Source organism: Cryobacterium sp. N22, assembly GCF_002929555.1.
Taxonomy (GTDB): domain Bacteria; phylum Actinomycetota; class Actinomycetes; order Actinomycetales; family Microbacteriaceae; genus Cryobacterium.
Genome location: NZ_PJJP01000039.1, coordinates 523,212 through 539,231 on the forward strand (window position 1 = coordinate 523,212; position 16,020 = coordinate 539,231).

Consider the following 16,020-nt stretch of genomic DNA (forward strand, 5'->3'; position numbering starts at 1 on the left):
TGGTTTGAGCCAGCGGGTGAGCGGTTACTGGAGCGCCGGTTCGTAGACGCAGCTGGGGTCGGCGGCGAGCGGATCACCGGTGACCGCGTAGGCGTGCGAACGCGATCCGCCGCAGACCGCGCGGAACTCGCAGCGGCCACAGCGGCCACCGAAGTTGTCGGGGGAACGCAGATCCTGCAGCAGGTCGGCGTCCCGGTAGATCTCCGGGAACGGCTGGTCGCGCACGCAGCCGACCGCGACCGGGAGGAACCCGCTCGGGTAGACCATGCCGACGTGGTCGACGAAGGCGAAACCACGGCCTGAGTTGACATCGATCGGCGGTCGGGCCGCGCGCCGTTTCGGTTCGTCACCGGTAAGCAGCTCGGCGGTGTTCCGGCGCAGCTCGGCCCGCAGGGGGCCGACCGGAAACGCCGTATCAAGGTCTGTCACGCCGGCGCGCTGGATGGCGATGCGACGGTAGTGCGGCGCCTCGGTCGCCTTGATGGCCACCAGCTCCGAAACGTCGTGCATCCAGTGCAGCACCTCTTCCTCCTGCTCGGCGGAGAGGGCCTGGAGCAGTTTGCCGCGCCCGGTTGGGATGAGGAAGAACACACTCCAGAGCGTGGTGCCCAGCTCGAGCACGGTTTTCAGGATGGCCGGCAGCTCGTGCACGTTGTCGGCGGTGACCGTCGTGTTGATCTGCAGGCGGTAGCCGACCTCGCGCACCAGGCGGGCCGCGGTCATGGTGTTGTCAAAGACGTCGTCCACGCCGCGGAAGGCGTCGTGGGTGGCGGCGGATGCCCCGTCCAGAGATAACGAGATGGCTTTCGCTCCCGCGTCGTGCAATTCCACGAGTACCTCGCGGGTGAGTTTCGGGGTCACCGAGGGCGAGAGGGCCATGCTCAGGCCGAGCGCGGTGCCGTGGGCGACCAGTTCGGGCAGGTCCGGCCGTTCGAAGGGGTCGCCGCCGGTGAGCACGACGAGCGGTCGGGGCGTGCCGAATGCGGCCAGGTCATCGAGCAGGGTTTTGCCCTGCGCGGTGTTGAGTTCCAACGGGTTGCGGGTGCGGATGGCGTCGGCCCGACAATGGGTGCAGACCAGTTGGCAGGCCCGGGTCACCTCCCAGATAACGATGAAGGGCCGCTCGGCGGCGTCATGGTGCAGCAGGCGCACCGGGCGTTTGGGCGGAGTTTCGGTCATGCGGTGGTCCTCACCCAGGCGGATGCGCCCGGGTAGTCGACCGGCACGGCAGCGCCCTCAGTTTCGAGCTGCTCCGGGGTTTCCGCGGAACCTCTGCTCGAGGCCTTTTCCGGCCTGCCTAATTGTTAGCACGATCATCATTTTTATCCCGGGCGAAGTTCCGGTTTTAATGCGCCCTCCCGAATCCGCACGTCATGGTGAAGGTTCACGAGAGCATCAGAGGAAGCTCGCCATTCACCTCATGTCGCGCCATCATGAGCTTGGAGGATCAATGACCGCTTCAGAAGCAGCGCAGCCGGTCTCCGCCCACCCCCCAACGTGGAAGTTCGACTACCCGATCATTCACGCCGAGACCCGGGAACAGTGGCGGGCCTGGCTGACGCACAACCTCACGTCGGCCCGAGGTGTGTGGTTGTGCTCCTGGCGCAACACCACCGGGCGACCACGCTGCCCGTATCCCGAGGCGGTCGAGGAAGCCATCTGCTTTGGTTGGATCGACTCCACCAACACAATCCTCGACGACGAGCGCAGCTTGCAGCTCTTCACGCCGCGCAGACCCAAAAGCTCCTGGACCCGGCTCAACCGCGAACGTGCAGCGGATATGGAGGCGCGAGGCCTCATGACCGACGCTGGGCGCCGCGCCATTGCTGCCGCGCAAGCCAACGGCTGGTGGACCATTGCCGACCAAGTGGAAGACCTCGCGGAACCGCCGGATTTGAAAGCGGCGCTGGACCGCGACCCGCAGGCTCGAAGCAACTGGAACGGATTTCCGCCCAGTGCCCGGAAACAGATGCTGTGGTGGATCGTGAGCGCAGCTCGGGACTCAACCCGGGCAGGTCGAATCGCCCAGATAGTCTCAGAAGCGGTCAACGGACGACGCGCCCAAGGCTGAGTGTCATTCCGAGCGCCACGGGACGTCGCCCTGCTGCAACCGCACTCGGAGAAGTTCTAGCTGCGCCGCACGGCGATCGAGTTCGCAATGCCCCACACGATGCACAGCACAAACACTTGTGCACAGGCCAGCGCAACCAGCTGGTTGAAGACTATGGCCAGCACAACCTCGATGATGGAGAGGATCAGGGCTGCGGCGCCGACAGCTGCGAAGCCTTCCTTGGCCAGGACGCGGTCTCGTTCGTCTCGGTACTCGATGGCGTTGAGGCGGGTGATGTCGCGAGAGTCTGGGCGACGCGCATACAGCGCAGCACCGAGGCCGGCAGCACCGCCGGCGACGAAGAGGAACGCGCCGAACCAGTTTTGTGTGAGCGCGGTCACGATCGCTCCCGCGAAGAGCGTGCCGGCCAAGGCGATATTGACGGTCGAGATGGGCGAGCGCTTAGTTGTCTTCAAAGTGAAACACTTCCTCAACGGTGGACTCGAAGAATCGAGCTAGGCGAACGGCAAGAATTAGCGACGGATCGTAACGCCCTGTCTCGATGGCGTTGATGGTCTGGCGAGAAACGCCTAAGGCCTCGCCAAGAGCGGCCTGGGAGAGGCCCGCGGCTTGACGCCTCACTCTTACCTGGGATTCCATATGACAAGCATGCTTGTCTATGACGGTCGTGTCAAGCTGGCTTGTCACTCGGCTTGGTGCCGGCTCGGGAGGGTGGATCCTTTTGGGGCGCTGAAAGGCACTGTCACGCGGTACTGGCGCCGCGCTGCGGGGCCTTTTATCTTGCTCTCTACATGTTCTTTGTGACCTCGTACGCGTTCCAAACGGCTTACATGATGCTCGACACCTGTTCGGCGTCGCCGATGAGGTGCAGTTCGGGCACCGAGAACTGGATCTCCTCGCCGAGGGACGGTGTTGTACTTGCCGGCGCGGATCTTGTTGGGGATGTCGGGGTCGGCCAAAAGCGGCTGAGCCAGCCAAGGGGCGTCATATCGGAAAGCGCTGAGAGGACCATGGGCGAAGCATGCGCGGCTTGGCGGAATATGCACGCGACCAGAACCTCACGCTCACCACCATGGCCACCGCAGTTATCAACCGCAACATCGATTTGTAAAAGCCGCGGCGGGGCACAAGGCGAAGCCGTAAGGCCGAAATGGATACGTCACTGATGACGGCAGAATTGACCCACAGCCAGCTCCGCCGTAGGGTCTGAGTGTTGCCCCAGACCCCGGCAGCGGATTTATCCGCAACGATCGGGGGAGCCTAAATGCTTGACAGTCGGCTTTGGCCAGGCGCCGGTGGCGCATCCAGGAACACGACTTCTGTAGGTACAACCGAAGACGCGACTAGTTCTGTGACTGATGCCGCTAACTTCGCTTCCAAGCTCTCCTCAGAATTGGAATCGGTGGTGCTAGCCGTTCCTGGGGTGGACACCCTGTATCCGACCAAGCCCGTCGTCGCGACGATTGTCGGTGCCATTGTCGATGCGCTTTCGCAGAGAGACAGGACGTCCAACCTAGTGACCGTCACCATGGGGGAAGCCGGGATAAACGTGTCCGTGGCTTTTCGCGTCCTCAACCCAGAGCCCGCCGCCGAAGTGTGCCGGCTCGTATTTGACTCGATAGCCACGGTCCTCGATGCCCGTTCGATCACGCCAATCGATGGCATCCACGTGACGGTCGCCAGCATCGGCTAATTTGCTGCCATATTCTGGCCGCGCGTCAGGATCCGGTCAGCAGCGAATAAGGCGATGAAACGGCTTGTCGCATCACCGGTCGAACGTGCTGCTCACCACAAGTCCGAATTGGTATCTGGCGTCACGATAGTGAAATTCAGTGACTGAGCCTGATAGTTGATTCGGCCTTTTCGTCCACCCGCAAGCGAGGCATAATTCCGCGGATTTCCGCGGTTTTCATGGGTCAAGTGTACGCGCTGGCACGGAGCAGTGCGCTTGCGGAACTATCGGGGCTGAGCTTGCGAACCATGACGAGCTCGCGCTGGCCGCCTGGCGCCGCATCGCGGAGTTCCTCGGACACAGTGAAACCGTTTGTTTCGTAGGTGCGTCGGGCTGCGACATTGTCCGGCATCACGGACAGGGCGAGGGAAGCCGCTCCGGTACTCTCCGCCCAGCTCGCGATTGCAGTGATGAGCGCGGTTGCGACACCACGACCGCGAACGGCGGGGTCGACCCACATAGAGATGAGCTCGGCGCGGCCTTCCCGTTCCTGGGGTGGGGTGCCAGTGGCCATGCCGACAGGGGCGTTCCCGTCGGCGTCGACGGCCAGCAGATCGATCGCTCCGGCGATCGACAGGCGGTCACGCCAGCGGCCATCCGGTGCGTCCGCCCAGTCGCGCAAACGTGAGCCGAAGGCACCAGGCGAGTCGGTCAGCGCCGCGAGCCACACCGACCGCCAGGCCCGCCAGTCGTCGGCGGATACGGCGCGCAGCTCGATAGACATGCCACGACCATACCGAGTGTCTAGCAATCCCACGGATACGCGACGTCTCGCGTGCATGGCTGTTATGACAATCGCCGAGTGCTCCGACGAACGAGGTTATCTTTCCCCTCGGTTACGAGGCCATCGACACGAGAATTACGAATCCGAGACCCGCGAAAGCCACTCCGGTCACGAGTGCGACAACCGCCCGTACTCCACGCTTGGGCGACCAGGGCACGAGGAAAATGGGGAGTCCGATGAGAAACGGAATTGGTGCAAGGTTGCCGATCGTGCCGCCGATATCCCGACTGATTCCGAATCCGCCACCTGTACATCCGTTGATACCGCAGAAATCCCAAAGCGCGCTGATCAGCAGGACCCAACTCACGACCACTGGAATCGGAAGAGCCCAGAGCAGGTGGAGCCAGGTGCGCTCTTTAGTTACAGTTTCGGACACCTGGATCCGTTCCCTTTCATCAGCGCATTCATAGCGATGCCACCAGCCCTAGTGTGACTACGGCAGCTGGCCACACGCTACGGTCCTGCTGTACGTACCGTCAGCCCCCAGAGTGGGGCGAGGGACAATCGGACATGGCCCGCTCGGTCGATTTGGGGCGCGGCTGTGGGTCGTGATGGTGATGCGGATCTGCGATGAAAGCTTCTTCGTAGATGTCGTATACCGCGGCCGCTTTCAAGTCGTTGTACCGCGCGGCACCGACAGCTTCGGAAGCCGCGGCCTTGGCGGCGTTGTATCGTCGCCGGTCACGTCGACTCGTGATGAGCCAGTCTGTGAACACTGCGTGCCGCTGCGGTTCTACAGCGCCCGGACTCCAGACGTGAAGGTTGGTGTTGGGGCCCGCCAGCGTCAGCTGGCGATGTGGATCGCCGCCCATAACGTCGCGGAAGATGAGGCGGAACCCGACGGCCTCCAATCGAGGCAGGTAGCTGAGTTCATCCTCAACATCCGGCACGGTCAGATCTACGTCGATGATTGGCTTGGCCGCGACGCCTGGTATGGATGTTGAGCCGACATGGCGAACCGATAGGGCAAGCTCGCCGATCCCTTCAGTGACGACACGCTCCACCTCCGCGAACTGGCTTTCCCAGCTGGAGTCGTGCTCCTGCACTGCCCCGGGTTCCGTCTGTCGAAATGCGACCCGCTCTCCCTGGCGGGCAGCGTTCGCGAGAGGGTTGAAGGGCCGCCAGAGGGGGTGAGTGGTCATACGCCAACCATTGCAGAGGAAGTGCGCGTCGTAGGCGGATGGGACGCCTGTCCCGCTGACATTCCCTCGCGGACCCAATCCCAGAACAGATCCGTGAGCCTCACGGTCACGCCGGTCAGAGTGCAACGCAATGCACGAAAAGTGCATCTGATAGCCTTTCGGCATGAGTCGAGTCTTTAGCCAGGTTGATGTGTTCGGCGACGGTGTCTGTACGGGAAACCCGGTTGCGGTGATCCTTGATGCAGAGGGCCTCGACGATGAGGTCTTGCGAGCATTTTCGAGGTGGTCAAACCTCTCCGAATGCACGTTCGTTCTACCTGCCACCGTGCCCGGAGCGGACTATCGAGTTCGTATTTTCAGTCTCAGTACCGAGATACCGTTCGCTGGGCATCCGACGCTGGGTACGGCACGTGCGTGGCTGGAAGCCGGTGGCGTACCGTCGACTCCGGGCATAGTGGTGCAGGAATGCGGTGCTGGGCTGGTGCCCATCCGCATTGAAGAGAATCAACTCGCTTTCGCGGCGCCGCCGCTCCGGCGCTCGGGTCACGTCGACCCTGAGATGGTCGCTGAAGTAGTCGACATTCTCGGCATCGACCCCGAACACGTCCTCGATGCTGCGTGGCTGGACAATGGCCCCGGGTGGATGGGATTGTTCCTCGACAGCGCCCGCACCGTACTGTCACTTCGTCCTGATGCCTCAGCATATGCAGGCCGATGGGACATCGGTGTGATCGGTGCCCACGACCCTGGTTCTGAGACGGCGTTCGAACTGCGTGCATTCTTCACCGACGGGCACGAGCCGTTGCGTGAAGATCCCGTCACGGGAAGCCTGAATGCCGCCGCCGCCGAATGGCTCATTGCCACCGGTCGCGCCCAGGCCCCGTTTCGGGCTTCCCAAGGCACGGCGATGGGGCGGCATGGCCGTATCCACATCACCAGCGATGAAGGCAAGCTGTGGGTGGGCGGACGGGCCGAAGTGGTCCTGTCCGGGACTGCTGCACTATGAGCGGGCGGTCGGACGCACCCGGGGACGGGGGTACCGGGACGCTCGCGGCAACGATAGGCGTGCGCATCCGTCGAGAAAGGCTGGCGCGAGAGTGGACACTAGATCGCCTCTCCGAGGCAGCCAGCGTCAGTCGTCGCCAATTGGTCAATCTCGAGCAAGGCGCCGCCAACCCGAGCATCGGGACGTTGTTGAGCCTGAGCGACGCTCTCGGGATCACCCTGTCGGCACTCGTGGAGCCATCATCATCCCGCCTGGTAAAAGTCACTCGTGCAGGCGAGGGCGCAGAATTATGGTCGGGCGAATTCGGGGGGCGCGGCGTGCTTCTCGTCAGCACGCAGCCGCCCGACGTCGTGGAGCTGTGGGACTGGCAGATGAACCCCAGCGACCGTCACGAAAGCAACCCGCACCTTCAGGGCACCAGAGAGCTGCTGCGTGTTCACGCAGGCGTTGTGACACTCGATGTCGGAGACGACCGTCACGAGCTCGCTGCCGGCGACGCGATCATGTTCTACGGTGACGTGAGCCACGCCTACAGCAACCACGGCGCCGAGCCGGCGCATTTCACATTGACCGTCTACGAGCCGCAGAAAGGCTCGACCGGCGAACGGAAGGGCACCAATGCCTGATCAGCAGGGCTTGCAAGCCTTCGTCGACAGCGCCGTCGCTGAGGAGGCCGTGTTCGCGCTGCGGCCCGATTATCGCGCGGTACTACTCGTCGTCGACGGGTTGGCCGGCGGCCCCTCGGACGAGGCCAGCGAGGCACTCTTGGTGACAGCTGAAACGTCGGCTCGCGCCGCTCTCCACGACCACCCCGTAGAGGAACTGCCCCACGTCGCCGCCTGGCGGGACGCCTATCGTGCATTCGGCGCGAAGCCGCAGCGCACCCGCAACAGCTTGGAAGCCTTGATGCGCCGCGCTGAGGGCGGTCTGCCCCGAGTGAACCGACTGACTGACACCTACAACGCAATCTCAGTGCTGCACCAGGTGCCGCTCGGCGGCGAGGACTTGACACGCTACGTGGGCGTTCCCAGGCTTGTCCGTGCGACCGGAGAAGAACGGTTCGACACCGCAACCGGCGGGGCCGCCGTGATAGAACACCCCGAGCCCGGCGAGGTGGTGTGGCGCGATGACGAGGGCGTGACCTGTCGCCGCTGGAACTGGCGTCAAGCACGGCGTACGCAGCTCACGAACTCGACCACCGCGGCGTTCTTCATCCTCGATGCCCTCTCCCCGCTCGATGACGCCGCACTTGGAACTGCCACCGAGGAGCTGGAAGAGCACCTCCGTCGGCTCGGGCCGAATGTCACGATCGCGCGCCGACACATCGCAGCAGCCGCGGCTCCTACTTCTAAACCACTCTCGAACCGATGATTGGAGAGTCGATGTTCACCGGCCTCAGTGCTTTCCCACACACGCCGCTCAGGGACGACGCCTTCGACGAGGCAGCCTATGCGCGCCTGCTCGAACGGCTGGTCACAGCCGGAGTCGACTCCATCACCGCTCTCGGGTCAACAGGCTCCTGCATGTACCTGGACCGTGACGAGCGGCGCCGCGTCGCCGACGCCGCAGTGCAGCACGCCGGCCCAGTGCCGGTCATCGTAGGCATCAGCGCGCTACGCACCTCTCAGGTGCAGATGTTTGCGGACGACGCGCAAGGGGCCGGCGCGAGTGCGGTCCTACTCGCCCCGGTCACCTATCAGGCGCTCGGCCACGACGAAGTGTTCAACCTGTTCGAAGATGTCGCCCGCGGCCTTTCCGTGCCGCTCGTGGTTTACGACAACCCGGGCACCACTCACTTCAACTTCACCGATGACCTCTACGCGCGGATCGCGACTCTTCCGAACGTGGCATCAATCAAGATTCCCGGCGTCCCCGCCAATCCCGCCGAGGCGGCCGCGCGCGTGCAGACGATCCGTGACCACATTCCCCGCGGCGTAACCGTGGGCGTGTCTGGCGACACCTCCGCAGCGACCGGCCTCAACGCCGGTTGTGATGCCTGGTACTCCGTGATCGGCGGCACGCTCCCCCTCCCCGCGCTGACGATCACCCGTGCCGCGCTGGCCGGCGACCACGCCACGGCCTCGGCTGAATCCGCCAGGCTGCAACCGCTGTGGGCGCTCTTCGAAGCACACGGCAGCTACCGGGTCACGGCGGCAATAGCAGAGCATCTGGGACTCGTCGCAGTCGACTGCCTGCCGCGGCCGATCCAGGGCCTCGGGACGGCCGCCCGAGAGCGCGTTGCACAGGTCGTCGAAGAACTGCACCTCGCCAACTAGAACTGTCAGTACCGCGATCACGGCTGTTTGCATTGGGCGCGTCGTCGCTGGTGCCCGGGTGAGCGAACCCAACCCGCACAAGCTCACCGATGACGACAAGCTCGAAACTACTCATCGACCGCAGCTCGAACGAACGGACTAACAAATGACCCTTCCCACATCCGACACGATTGTCACCTACCCGGACGGCGCAACGACCTCCACCGGATCAGTTCTCCACATAGAACCGCTCCAAGACGGACGATCAGCGATCATCCTTGACACAACGGCATTCCACCCAGTCGACGCCGCATGGCCCGACCAACCCGCCGACCGCGGCGTCATCACCACCAATCACGGCTCACAGCCGATCCTGGGCGCCGTCACCGGCGGCATTCACGACGGAGAGCTTCGCCTCGGTGAGGACCTGCCCGTCCGCACCGGAACTGACGGGTGGATCTTTGTTGTCGCTCACATCGTTGAGGGCGCCCCACCAGCGATCGGTGAGTCCGTACAGATCGACGTCGACAAGGAATACCGTGCCGCTCTCTCCGCAGCACACACTGCCTGCCACCTCGCCGCTCTCGCACTCGATGCGACACTGTCAGCGGCGTGGAGCAAGCCCGTGCCAACGGATGCGCTGGGTAACCCAGCTTTTGACGCGCTAGCCATCCAGCACTCACGCATTCACCCACATCGTTCAACGGACATCTACCGCATTGGCAAGTCCCTGCGCCGCAAAGGTTTCGCGCCCACTGCCCTCGCTGATCCCTCAGCGGTCGCAGGCCGCATCAACACTCAACTCGCGCAATGGATCGCAGCGGGAGGCGCAGCGCGAATCGAACGCAACGATGACACGCTCTCTGCCCGTCGCACCTGGGTCTGCGAACTCCCAGCCGGACGCACCGACATTCCCTGTGGCGGCACCCACATCCACAACCTCACCGAGCTCTCAGCTGTCACCGCGTCGCTCACTATTCGCGAAATTGAGGGCGGACTCGAATTGACCATGGAAACGAGTTCGACCGCGACCTAGGAGGCGAGGGGGCGCTACTTATGTCGCCGTTGGCGATGGAAGAGTGGAGACGCCTCAGCTTCTGGAAGGTCAGCGGCGGCGAGCAGAGGTGGGGCCAAGAGCACCGACCAGACGCATCGGGGTAGCCTCGGCGCACTCGGGTTGGGCTCGGCAAGCGCCAGCCGTCGGCGCACCGCCGCCGCTGCCATCGATGGCAACGCGATGCTGCGGCGCTGTCGGGAGTGCGTGGGCGAGTCCTTCCGGTGGATCCCTTATGCCTTGGTGCTCACAATCGTGCCGTTGACGACGAGGGCCGGTGGCAGGGTCGTCATGTCCACGTCACAGCGGCGCAGGGCGAGGCATTCCAGTGCTCCATGGTGCGCTCAGGCAGGCGCAATAGGTCGGCCAGTTCTTGCTGAGTGAGAAACGTCGAATCTGAACCATGGCGTCCATAGCCAGTAGGTGCGCGCACGAAGCCAGTAGCAGCCCGTCTGGCTCGGGACGGATCCGTATCAGCCGGGCAGCACAACACCAAAGCAACCCCACAGGGGGTTTTTGGGCCGTTTCTGGTCACAGAGGCTGTAATAGGCCTGGAAGGGAGGAGGGGCGATGGGTGATTTCGCCTCGCGAATCCTGCGCCTGTTACTGCTGGGGTACCTGGACTCGAACCAAGAACAAATGATAGCCATCTGGGCTACGCCACTCCCCTGCAGCTGGGGCGGAATCCCGCGGACTTCTGCGGTTTTCATGGGTCTAGTGTACGCGCTGACACGGACGAGTACGGGCTCATTCTGGTCACACAGCGAGGTACCTGGTTCGTTTCTGGTCACGGCATTGAGCTCATCCGGTGCACCAACTCCGCCCCTCCATCGTGGCTGTCGCCTTCGCATTTCATCATGAGGCGGGCTGCACCCGCCGCAGGCTGGCACGGTTCTACGCCTGGGTTGTCCGCCTCCTCGCTAGCGTCGACGAGTGACGCAGTGACGCAGTGACGCAGTGACGGGCACCGAACATTGACACGGATCAGATATTGATCGGACCGGGCGAATCCGGCGGTGCCGTGGGTTCACCGTCGAGAATGGCGTTCACGATTTTCTCCGCACGTGGCGTGAGGATATCGCCGGGGTAGAACTGCTCGTAGAGTTGGCCCGCGTCCTCTAGCGTGTGGACGTCACACAGAGCAAGGAGGAGTCTGATATCGCGGGTGTCACGCCCCGGTCGGTTTGCTCGGAGTTTCATCACCAGCATCGCCTCTTTGGACGCCACTTCGATGACAATGCCAGCCTCGTCGTGGATGGTCTCCCACTCAACGGCGCGGCCGAGAGTGGGGATGGCGTCGGCCTTCGTGACCTCGAAGTTCAGCCACTTCGCGTCCCACCCACGCCTATAGGCGACCCTCTCGGCAGCGGCAGCGACGGACTCGTCTGAGCCGGGATTGACGTGAAGGACATCTAGGTCTTGCGTCGTCCCCCGGTCGAAGTAGCGCAGGGCGAGTGCCGCGCCGCCCACGAGCCGGATGCCAGCAACCTCGCCCGCATCGCGAAGCTCGGCGACTAGATCTCGCAGGCCGATGGTGATCGCGCCACGATCGAGCGCAGTCGCTGACATCAAACGCTCGCGAAGGTATCTGCCCAAGCGAGGACGCCGCGTTCGGCGAACTCGTCCGGCACGTCTTCACGCTCGGGCGCCGGGTCGGCCGGGTCGACCCGGAAGACGACAGGTACCGTCAGTGCGCGATCGAGGTTGTTGACCCATCCAGGGAGCGGGATGTCTTCCTGATTGAGTCTCCATGCCACAAGAGCCGCAATCGCCGCATCCCACAAACGATCCCCGGTGCGTTCCGGCTCCGTCAGCCCCAGGATTCCTCGGACGAGTCCGTGTTCGGCTGTGAGGTTGTCATTCAACTGGAGGAGCGCCCTGAGGGCTCGGTCTGTGTCATGAGCGCGTAGATGTTCACGAATCGCCTCTGCGGAGCTGGCAGCGTCGTCCCGTCGTGTGGGAGCGGCGTACAGTCGATGTCCGGTGCCAGCGAGCAGCCGATCAACTGTGCTGTAGGCGGCGTCTCTGCCCCGTTCATGATGAGAGACGCTGGCCTGATCGATACCGGTCAACTCTGAAAGTTTCGCCTGGGTGATATTTTGGCTCCGGCGGGCGGCCCGAACCAGGGTCGATGACGCTGCCATGAGAATCACCTCACCTTCATAAATATGACTCCTAAACCATATTGTAGATGCCCTTCGCGTATTTAAGAAGGTTGGTCGGCCTCGGAAACCCGCTTCGTGCGCTGTGAAGCACCAGCGTCATCGGCTAGACCCAGGGCTGCGCAGGCACGGCATGCTTTCGAGATCGGCTCAATCACCCAGAGCTCTTGAAGGATGCGAGCACAGCGTCCGACGGTGAGCCGGGCAAGCCGCACTCCCCCACACTGCGGCCATTTTCACCAGGCGTGCGGTCGTCTCATATGGTTCGTAGTTCGCGGATGTGAGGCTACCGGTCTCGGCGCGACGTAGTTGCACGACGCCCGAGGATCTGCGATTGGAGAGGGTGCTTCTAAAAACCCAGATCGCGCCGATGAGCCATCTCCTATTCCTAGGGATACGTCTCGGAGCAGCTTCTACGCGCATTTCTCGCGCATGTGCGGGGCATCGCCCGCGGAATACCGGTCGCTGCACCGCTGACGCCAGCGCCGGGTCGGGCCGTCGACGCGTTTCAGTCGCGGTTGATCTCCAGCCCTGGCCGGCGGGTGTACTTGTCCCGCAGGAAGGTGCCGTGGGCTTCGACCGACCGCAGGTCGGTCGAATACAGGGTCTTCTGGATGCGCAGGGCCTCCGCGTCGAGGATGCGCACCTGTTCGCCGAGTGCGTCCCAGGCCCGTACCTGCTCTGGCAACCAGGTCTTACGGAATTTGTGGCCCGGGAGGTTTCGATAGGCCTCCAGAAGGCCGGGAATGTAGTCGGTGATCATCGCCTCGACGGTGAACCTGTCGTCGATCGTCGTCATCAGCTGTGCCCATTTGGAGAGGATGTCATCGATCTTGGCGACGACCTCGGCCATCTCGGTCGAAACGCGGCGACCGAGGTGCCGCCGTAGGGAGGCGACCTGACGTCGGTCCTTCGCCAGCTCTTTGTGCACGGCGACGCGATACTTCTCGGTGCGCGGATCGCCCTCGATCGCGCGCACGGTGCGCCGCGACGACATGATCTCGAATCGGCTGGTGCGCGCCGTGCGACCGCCGACGATGTAGCCGCCGACCAGCAGGATCGACCACCCGCCCCAGGGCCCAAACAGGGCGTCCCCCGCGACGGCCACGGCCCCAACGGCCGCGAGTCCGAGGGCCGAGAGGATCGTGCGGGTGCGAGACATGTCGGTGCGCCAATCCTTGTGGGTGCGTGGCTGCGTCTGGTTTCCCTCATTCTCTTATCGCAGCCGTGGAACGGCGACGCAGGCCGCCCGACACAGGCCGACAGGGCGTTCAGACCGTGATCGGTCCTGGAGCGCGGCGAAGGTCTTGTCGCCGATTCCGGTGACATTGCGGAGATCCTCGGATTTCCGCGGTTTTCATGGGGTCCAGTGTACGCGCTGGCACGGACGAATACGGGCTCATTCTGGTCACGCAGCGAGGTATCTGGTTCGTTTCTGGTCACACCGCCGATTGGTTCTGGGACTGCCGGTCCACTAAAGTTCGAGCCGGTGATCGCTAAGCGCACGCGCTGCCCTCGGCAAAGCGCGACCTGGGGTCAGAGTGAGGTGGTGTCCGTTGCCGGCGGATTCTCGTTGGGAGTATCGCTGTCGGTGTACTCGCCCTCTGCCTGCGTCTCGTTGGCGTCAATTTCCGGCGCGCCGGCCGCTCCCTCGGAATCGGTGTATTCACCATCAGTGTCATCGTTGATTTTCATGGTTCTCCCTCTCGAACGGACGATCAGTCTATGTCGCTGGACTGGCCAAGGACAGGCGTACCTGATGTGCCGTGTCCCCTGTCCGCCTGCGGACGACCCAACGGGATCCGGGAACGCTGCCCTTCGACACCCCGGCAACAGTCGAAAGTAGTCCCTTAGACGAAGTGCAGCTTCTACTTCAAAACGACGCACTGTCTCTGGCGTTGGCTAACCTCCCCCTGGATCAAAAGCGGGCCTGGCTCATGCGTGAGTTCTCCGGCTGCAGCTACGCAGTTATCGCGACCCAACTCGTCGTTCCAGAGTCGACCGTGCGCGGATTACTCGCCCGATCGCGTCACACCCTCGCCCACGATCTGGCCGCCTGGCACTAGCCAATCGCCCACGCCCGGCCGATGGACTCCCGCTTTATTGACCGCGGAGAAAATGCGGCGGTCAGTGCGCGCAGCTCCGTCCTCGACGCCCTCCGGCAGGAAGCGCGTTAGCCGTCTGTGTCCGTGGCCCGAGCCGAATAGGTGCTAGTCCTGCTAAAGCACTCGTCGTTAGAATCATCGACGCCTATAACGGGACCGCGCCAAAGGAGTTCGTTTGCTCGCGCATGCACCCGGGCGCTATCAAAGCCGAGCCCACCAGCTGGATGACCTACGACCGTCAATTCGATCTGGTCTGCCGATTCGAGTTTGCCGGAGAACGCGTGCGCCAACTGCTGCGCCAAAGCCTCTTCGGCCTGCTCAGTTGAGGCCTTTAGAAGATCGTCTCCGAGTTCGCCCAAGTTTGAAAAACTTGAATTCGGCACAGATCACTTCCCGTCATCCGAACGATCGTGGTTGGTCGCTAGATCCCACTGTACGCGCGCCTCCCCCATCTCTATCTATGCGCCGCGACCGTCCGATTATGGCTGAGTCGGGCGTCGTCTCGTTCATGACGACGCAGGCGTCACTGATTCGTGGTGACAGGTGTCTTGTCTTTCACAAAAAGGATCGTGAAAACCAGGGCGATCAGAGCGGTGCCGGCTAGGAGGAGCAGTCCGATCGCGTAGCTGTTTTCCGCGGCGTTGTAGGTGGCCCCCATCACCAATGGTGGGAAGTAGCCGCCCAGCCCGCCGGCCGCGCTGACGATGCCACTCACGGCGCCCACGTTGGCGGGTGGGGCGTTTCGTCCGATCCAGGCGAACACTCCCCCGGCACCGAGTCCCAGTGCCGATGCCATCGCGACGAAGGTGAGGCCGGCTGGGATCTCACCGTCGGGACGGAGGTTCACCACCCAGGCGAGAACTGTGACAGCCGCGAGCGAGCCGATCACCACCGGTTTCGGGCCGATGCGGTCGGCGAGTATCCCTCCAACGGGGCGGAGAATCACGGCGGCAACCGCAAACCCTGCCGTTCGGGTTCCGGCGGCGGTGAGGTCGAAGTCGTAGATTTGCCGAAGGTAGGTGGGCAGGTAGGTGGAAAAGGCGACGAATCCGCCGAAGACCAGCGCGTAGAGAAAGCTCATCTGCCAGGTCACGCTGAGCCGCGCCGCAGCGGCGAGCTTGGGAAGGAAGGGATCGGTGCTGGCCGTGAACCCAGGGGCCTCGGCCATGAAGAGCCACACCACGACCGCAACGACGATGAGGAGCCCCGCGAGGATGAGGTGCGTTGGAACGTAACCGAACCATTCCACCAGGCGAGGCGTGAAGAATGCCGACAACGCGGTACCACCCATCCCAGCCCCGAACACCCCGGTAGCGAAGCCCCGACGGCTCGGCGGATACCAGTGACTCACGAACGGGATCCCCACGGCAAAAACCGTTCCGGCTACGCCGAGCAGCAGCGCTGCGGCCACCAGGAAGACGTATGCGTTAAGGGTTCCTGCAATCGCCACGAGCGCGAGAGCAGGGACGGATGCAAGTAGCACCAGGGTGAACAGGATGCGGCCGCCGAAGCGGTCGGTGAGCACGCCCACGGGGATTCGACCGATCGATCCGACGAGTACTGGCATCGCCACGAGCACTGATGTCTGGGCTGGCGAGAGTCCCATCGACTCGGTGTAGCGAATGCCCAGCGGCGAAACACTGGTCCATGCCCAGAAGCACACGACGGATGCGAGTGTCGCGAGGGTGAGGTTCATCCCTTTGCTGTGG

20 protein-coding genes are annotated in these 16,020 nt (G+C 63.4%); 8 read left to right on the forward strand and 12 right to left on the reverse strand.

Annotated features, from left to right (window positions below; translation table 11 throughout):
• Nucleotides 1–24: 24 nt before the first annotated feature.
• The gene (locus CXY76_RS17865) at nucleotides 25–1,179 is read right to left on the reverse strand and encodes a TIGR04053 family radical SAM/SPASM domain-containing protein (RefSeq protein WP_104166871.1); all 1,155 of its coding nucleotides are present in this window, start codon (nucleotides 1,177–1,179) and stop codon (nucleotides 25–27) included.
• A 271-nt stretch (nucleotides 1,180–1,450) separates the two neighbouring features.
• Here CXY76_RS17865 and CXY76_RS17870 point away from each other — a divergent pair, with 271 nt between their 5' ends.
• The gene (locus CXY76_RS17870; RefSeq protein WP_104166873.1) at nucleotides 1,451–2,071 is read left to right on the forward strand and encodes a YdeI family protein; all 621 of its coding nucleotides are present in this window, start codon (nucleotides 1,451–1,453) and stop codon (nucleotides 2,069–2,071) included.
• Nucleotides 2,072–2,127: 56 nt separating this feature from the next.
• Here CXY76_RS17870 and CXY76_RS17875 read toward each other — a convergent pair whose 3' ends face one another.
• From CXY76_RS17875 to CXY76_RS19300, 3 genes are all read right to left on the reverse strand, one after another.
• Entirely contained in the window at nucleotides 2,128–2,526 is a 399-nt protein-coding gene (locus tag CXY76_RS17875; protein WP_146073489.1) for a hypothetical protein, read from the reverse strand.
• Nucleotides 2,513–2,710 carry a helix-turn-helix transcriptional regulator gene (locus CXY76_RS17880; RefSeq protein ID WP_104167404.1) on the reverse strand — a complete coding sequence of 66 codons (198 nt, stop codon included), beginning with the start codon at nucleotides 2,708–2,710 and terminating at the stop codon, nucleotides 2,513–2,515. Before CXY76_RS17880 ends, CXY76_RS17875 begins: the two co-directional genes overlap by 14 nt.
• 187 nt (nucleotides 2,711–2,897) lie before the next feature.
• Complete coding sequence (locus tag CXY76_RS19300) at nucleotides 2,898–3,083, reverse strand: hypothetical protein (RefSeq protein WP_146073490.1); 186 nt, start codon at nucleotides 3,081–3,083, stop codon at nucleotides 2,898–2,900.
• Between the two features lie 339 nt (nucleotides 3,084–3,422).
• On the opposite strand from CXY76_RS19300, the gene CXY76_RS17885 reads away from it, so the two are divergent.
• Nucleotides 3,423–3,764, forward strand: a complete 342-nt coding sequence (locus CXY76_RS17885) for a hypothetical protein (protein ID WP_146073491.1) — start codon at nucleotides 3,423–3,425, stop codon at nucleotides 3,762–3,764.
• A gap of 223 nt (nucleotides 3,765–3,987) precedes the next feature.
• On the opposite strand, the gene CXY76_RS17890 is transcribed toward CXY76_RS17885, so the two are convergent.
• The 3 genes from CXY76_RS17890 to CXY76_RS17895 all read right to left on the reverse strand — a co-directional run bounded on the left by CXY76_RS17890 (nucleotide 3,988) and on the right by CXY76_RS17895 (nucleotide 5,729).
• Nucleotides 3,988–4,527, reverse strand: a complete 540-nt coding sequence (locus CXY76_RS17890; protein WP_104166879.1) for a GNAT family N-acetyltransferase — start codon at nucleotides 4,525–4,527, stop codon at nucleotides 3,988–3,990.
• Nucleotides 4,528–4,639: 112 nt separating this feature from the next.
• A complete protein-coding gene (locus CXY76_RS19305) occupies nucleotides 4,640–4,963 on the reverse strand; it encodes a hypothetical protein (protein ID WP_146073492.1) in 324 nt (107 codons plus the stop codon).
• Nucleotides 4,964–5,063: 100 nt separating this feature from the next.
• Nucleotides 5,064–5,729, reverse strand: coding sequence for a GrpB family protein (locus CXY76_RS17895; RefSeq protein ID WP_158253938.1), 666 nt, complete (start codon nucleotides 5,727–5,729; stop codon nucleotides 5,064–5,066).
• 163 nt (nucleotides 5,730–5,892) lie between these two features.
• Between CXY76_RS17895 and CXY76_RS17900 the strand changes: the two genes are divergently transcribed.
• The 5 genes from CXY76_RS17900 to CXY76_RS17920 all read left to right on the forward strand — a co-directional run bounded on the left by CXY76_RS17900 (nucleotide 5,893) and on the right by CXY76_RS17920 (nucleotide 10,026).
• Nucleotides 5,893–6,735: a PhzF family phenazine biosynthesis protein gene (locus CXY76_RS17900; protein WP_104166883.1), complete on the forward strand. Its 843-nt coding sequence runs from the start codon at nucleotides 5,893–5,895 to the stop codon at nucleotides 6,733–6,735.
• Nucleotides 6,736–6,794: 59 nt separating this feature from the next.
• The gene (locus CXY76_RS17905) at nucleotides 6,795–7,361 is read left to right on the forward strand and encodes a helix-turn-helix domain-containing protein (protein WP_233199998.1); all 567 of its coding nucleotides are present in this window, start codon (nucleotides 6,795–6,797) and stop codon (nucleotides 7,359–7,361) included.
• Nucleotides 7,354–8,106, forward strand: coding sequence for a B3/4 domain-containing protein (locus CXY76_RS17910; RefSeq protein ID WP_104166887.1), 753 nt, complete (start codon nucleotides 7,354–7,356; stop codon nucleotides 8,104–8,106). The genes CXY76_RS17905 and CXY76_RS17910 overlap by 8 nt, the downstream gene beginning before the upstream one ends.
• An 11-nt stretch (nucleotides 8,107–8,117) precedes the next feature.
• Complete coding sequence (locus CXY76_RS17915) at nucleotides 8,118–9,011, forward strand: dihydrodipicolinate synthase family protein (protein ID WP_104166889.1); 894 nt, start codon at nucleotides 8,118–8,120, stop codon at nucleotides 9,009–9,011.
• Nucleotides 9,012–9,156: 145 nt separating this feature from the next.
• Nucleotides 9,157–10,026, forward strand: coding sequence for a metal-dependent hydrolase (locus CXY76_RS17920; protein ID WP_104166891.1), 870 nt, complete (start codon nucleotides 9,157–9,159; stop codon nucleotides 10,024–10,026).
• A 1,002-nt stretch (nucleotides 10,027–11,028) separates the two neighbouring features.
• On the opposite strand, the gene CXY76_RS17925 is transcribed toward CXY76_RS17920, so the two are convergent.
• The 4 genes from CXY76_RS17925 to CXY76_RS19470 all read right to left on the reverse strand — a co-directional run bounded on the left by CXY76_RS17925 (nucleotide 11,029) and on the right by CXY76_RS19470 (nucleotide 13,901).
• On the reverse strand, nucleotides 11,029–11,613 hold the full coding sequence (locus CXY76_RS17925; protein ID WP_104166893.1) for a hypothetical protein: 585 nt from the start codon (nucleotides 11,611–11,613) through the stop codon (nucleotides 11,029–11,031).
• The gene (locus tag CXY76_RS17930) at nucleotides 11,613–12,188 is read right to left on the reverse strand and encodes a helix-turn-helix domain-containing protein (protein WP_146073493.1); all 576 of its coding nucleotides are present in this window, start codon (nucleotides 12,186–12,188) and stop codon (nucleotides 11,613–11,615) included. Before CXY76_RS17930 ends, CXY76_RS17925 begins: the two co-directional genes overlap by 1 nt.
• Nucleotides 12,189–12,714: 526 nt before the next feature.
• Nucleotides 12,715–13,368, reverse strand: a complete 654-nt coding sequence (locus CXY76_RS17935) for a hypothetical protein (RefSeq protein WP_104166897.1) — start codon at nucleotides 13,366–13,368, stop codon at nucleotides 12,715–12,717.
• A gap of 374 nt (nucleotides 13,369–13,742) precedes the next feature.
• Complete coding sequence (locus CXY76_RS19470) at nucleotides 13,743–13,901, reverse strand: hypothetical protein (RefSeq protein ID WP_158253939.1); 159 nt, start codon at nucleotides 13,899–13,901, stop codon at nucleotides 13,743–13,745.
• A 164-nt stretch (nucleotides 13,902–14,065) separates the two neighbouring features.
• Here CXY76_RS19470 and CXY76_RS19845 point away from each other — a divergent pair, with 164 nt between their 5' ends.
• Entirely contained in the window at nucleotides 14,066–14,272 is a 207-nt protein-coding gene (locus tag CXY76_RS19845; RefSeq protein ID WP_369826177.1) for a sigma factor-like helix-turn-helix DNA-binding protein, read from the forward strand.
• Nucleotides 14,273–14,834: 562 nt separating this feature from the next.
• On the opposite strand, the gene CXY76_RS17945 is transcribed toward CXY76_RS19845, so the two are convergent.
• Nucleotides 14,835–16,007, reverse strand: a complete 1,173-nt coding sequence (locus CXY76_RS17945) for an MFS transporter (protein ID WP_233200000.1) — start codon at nucleotides 16,005–16,007, stop codon at nucleotides 14,835–14,837.
• Between the last annotated feature and the right edge of the window lie 13 nt (nucleotides 16,008–16,020).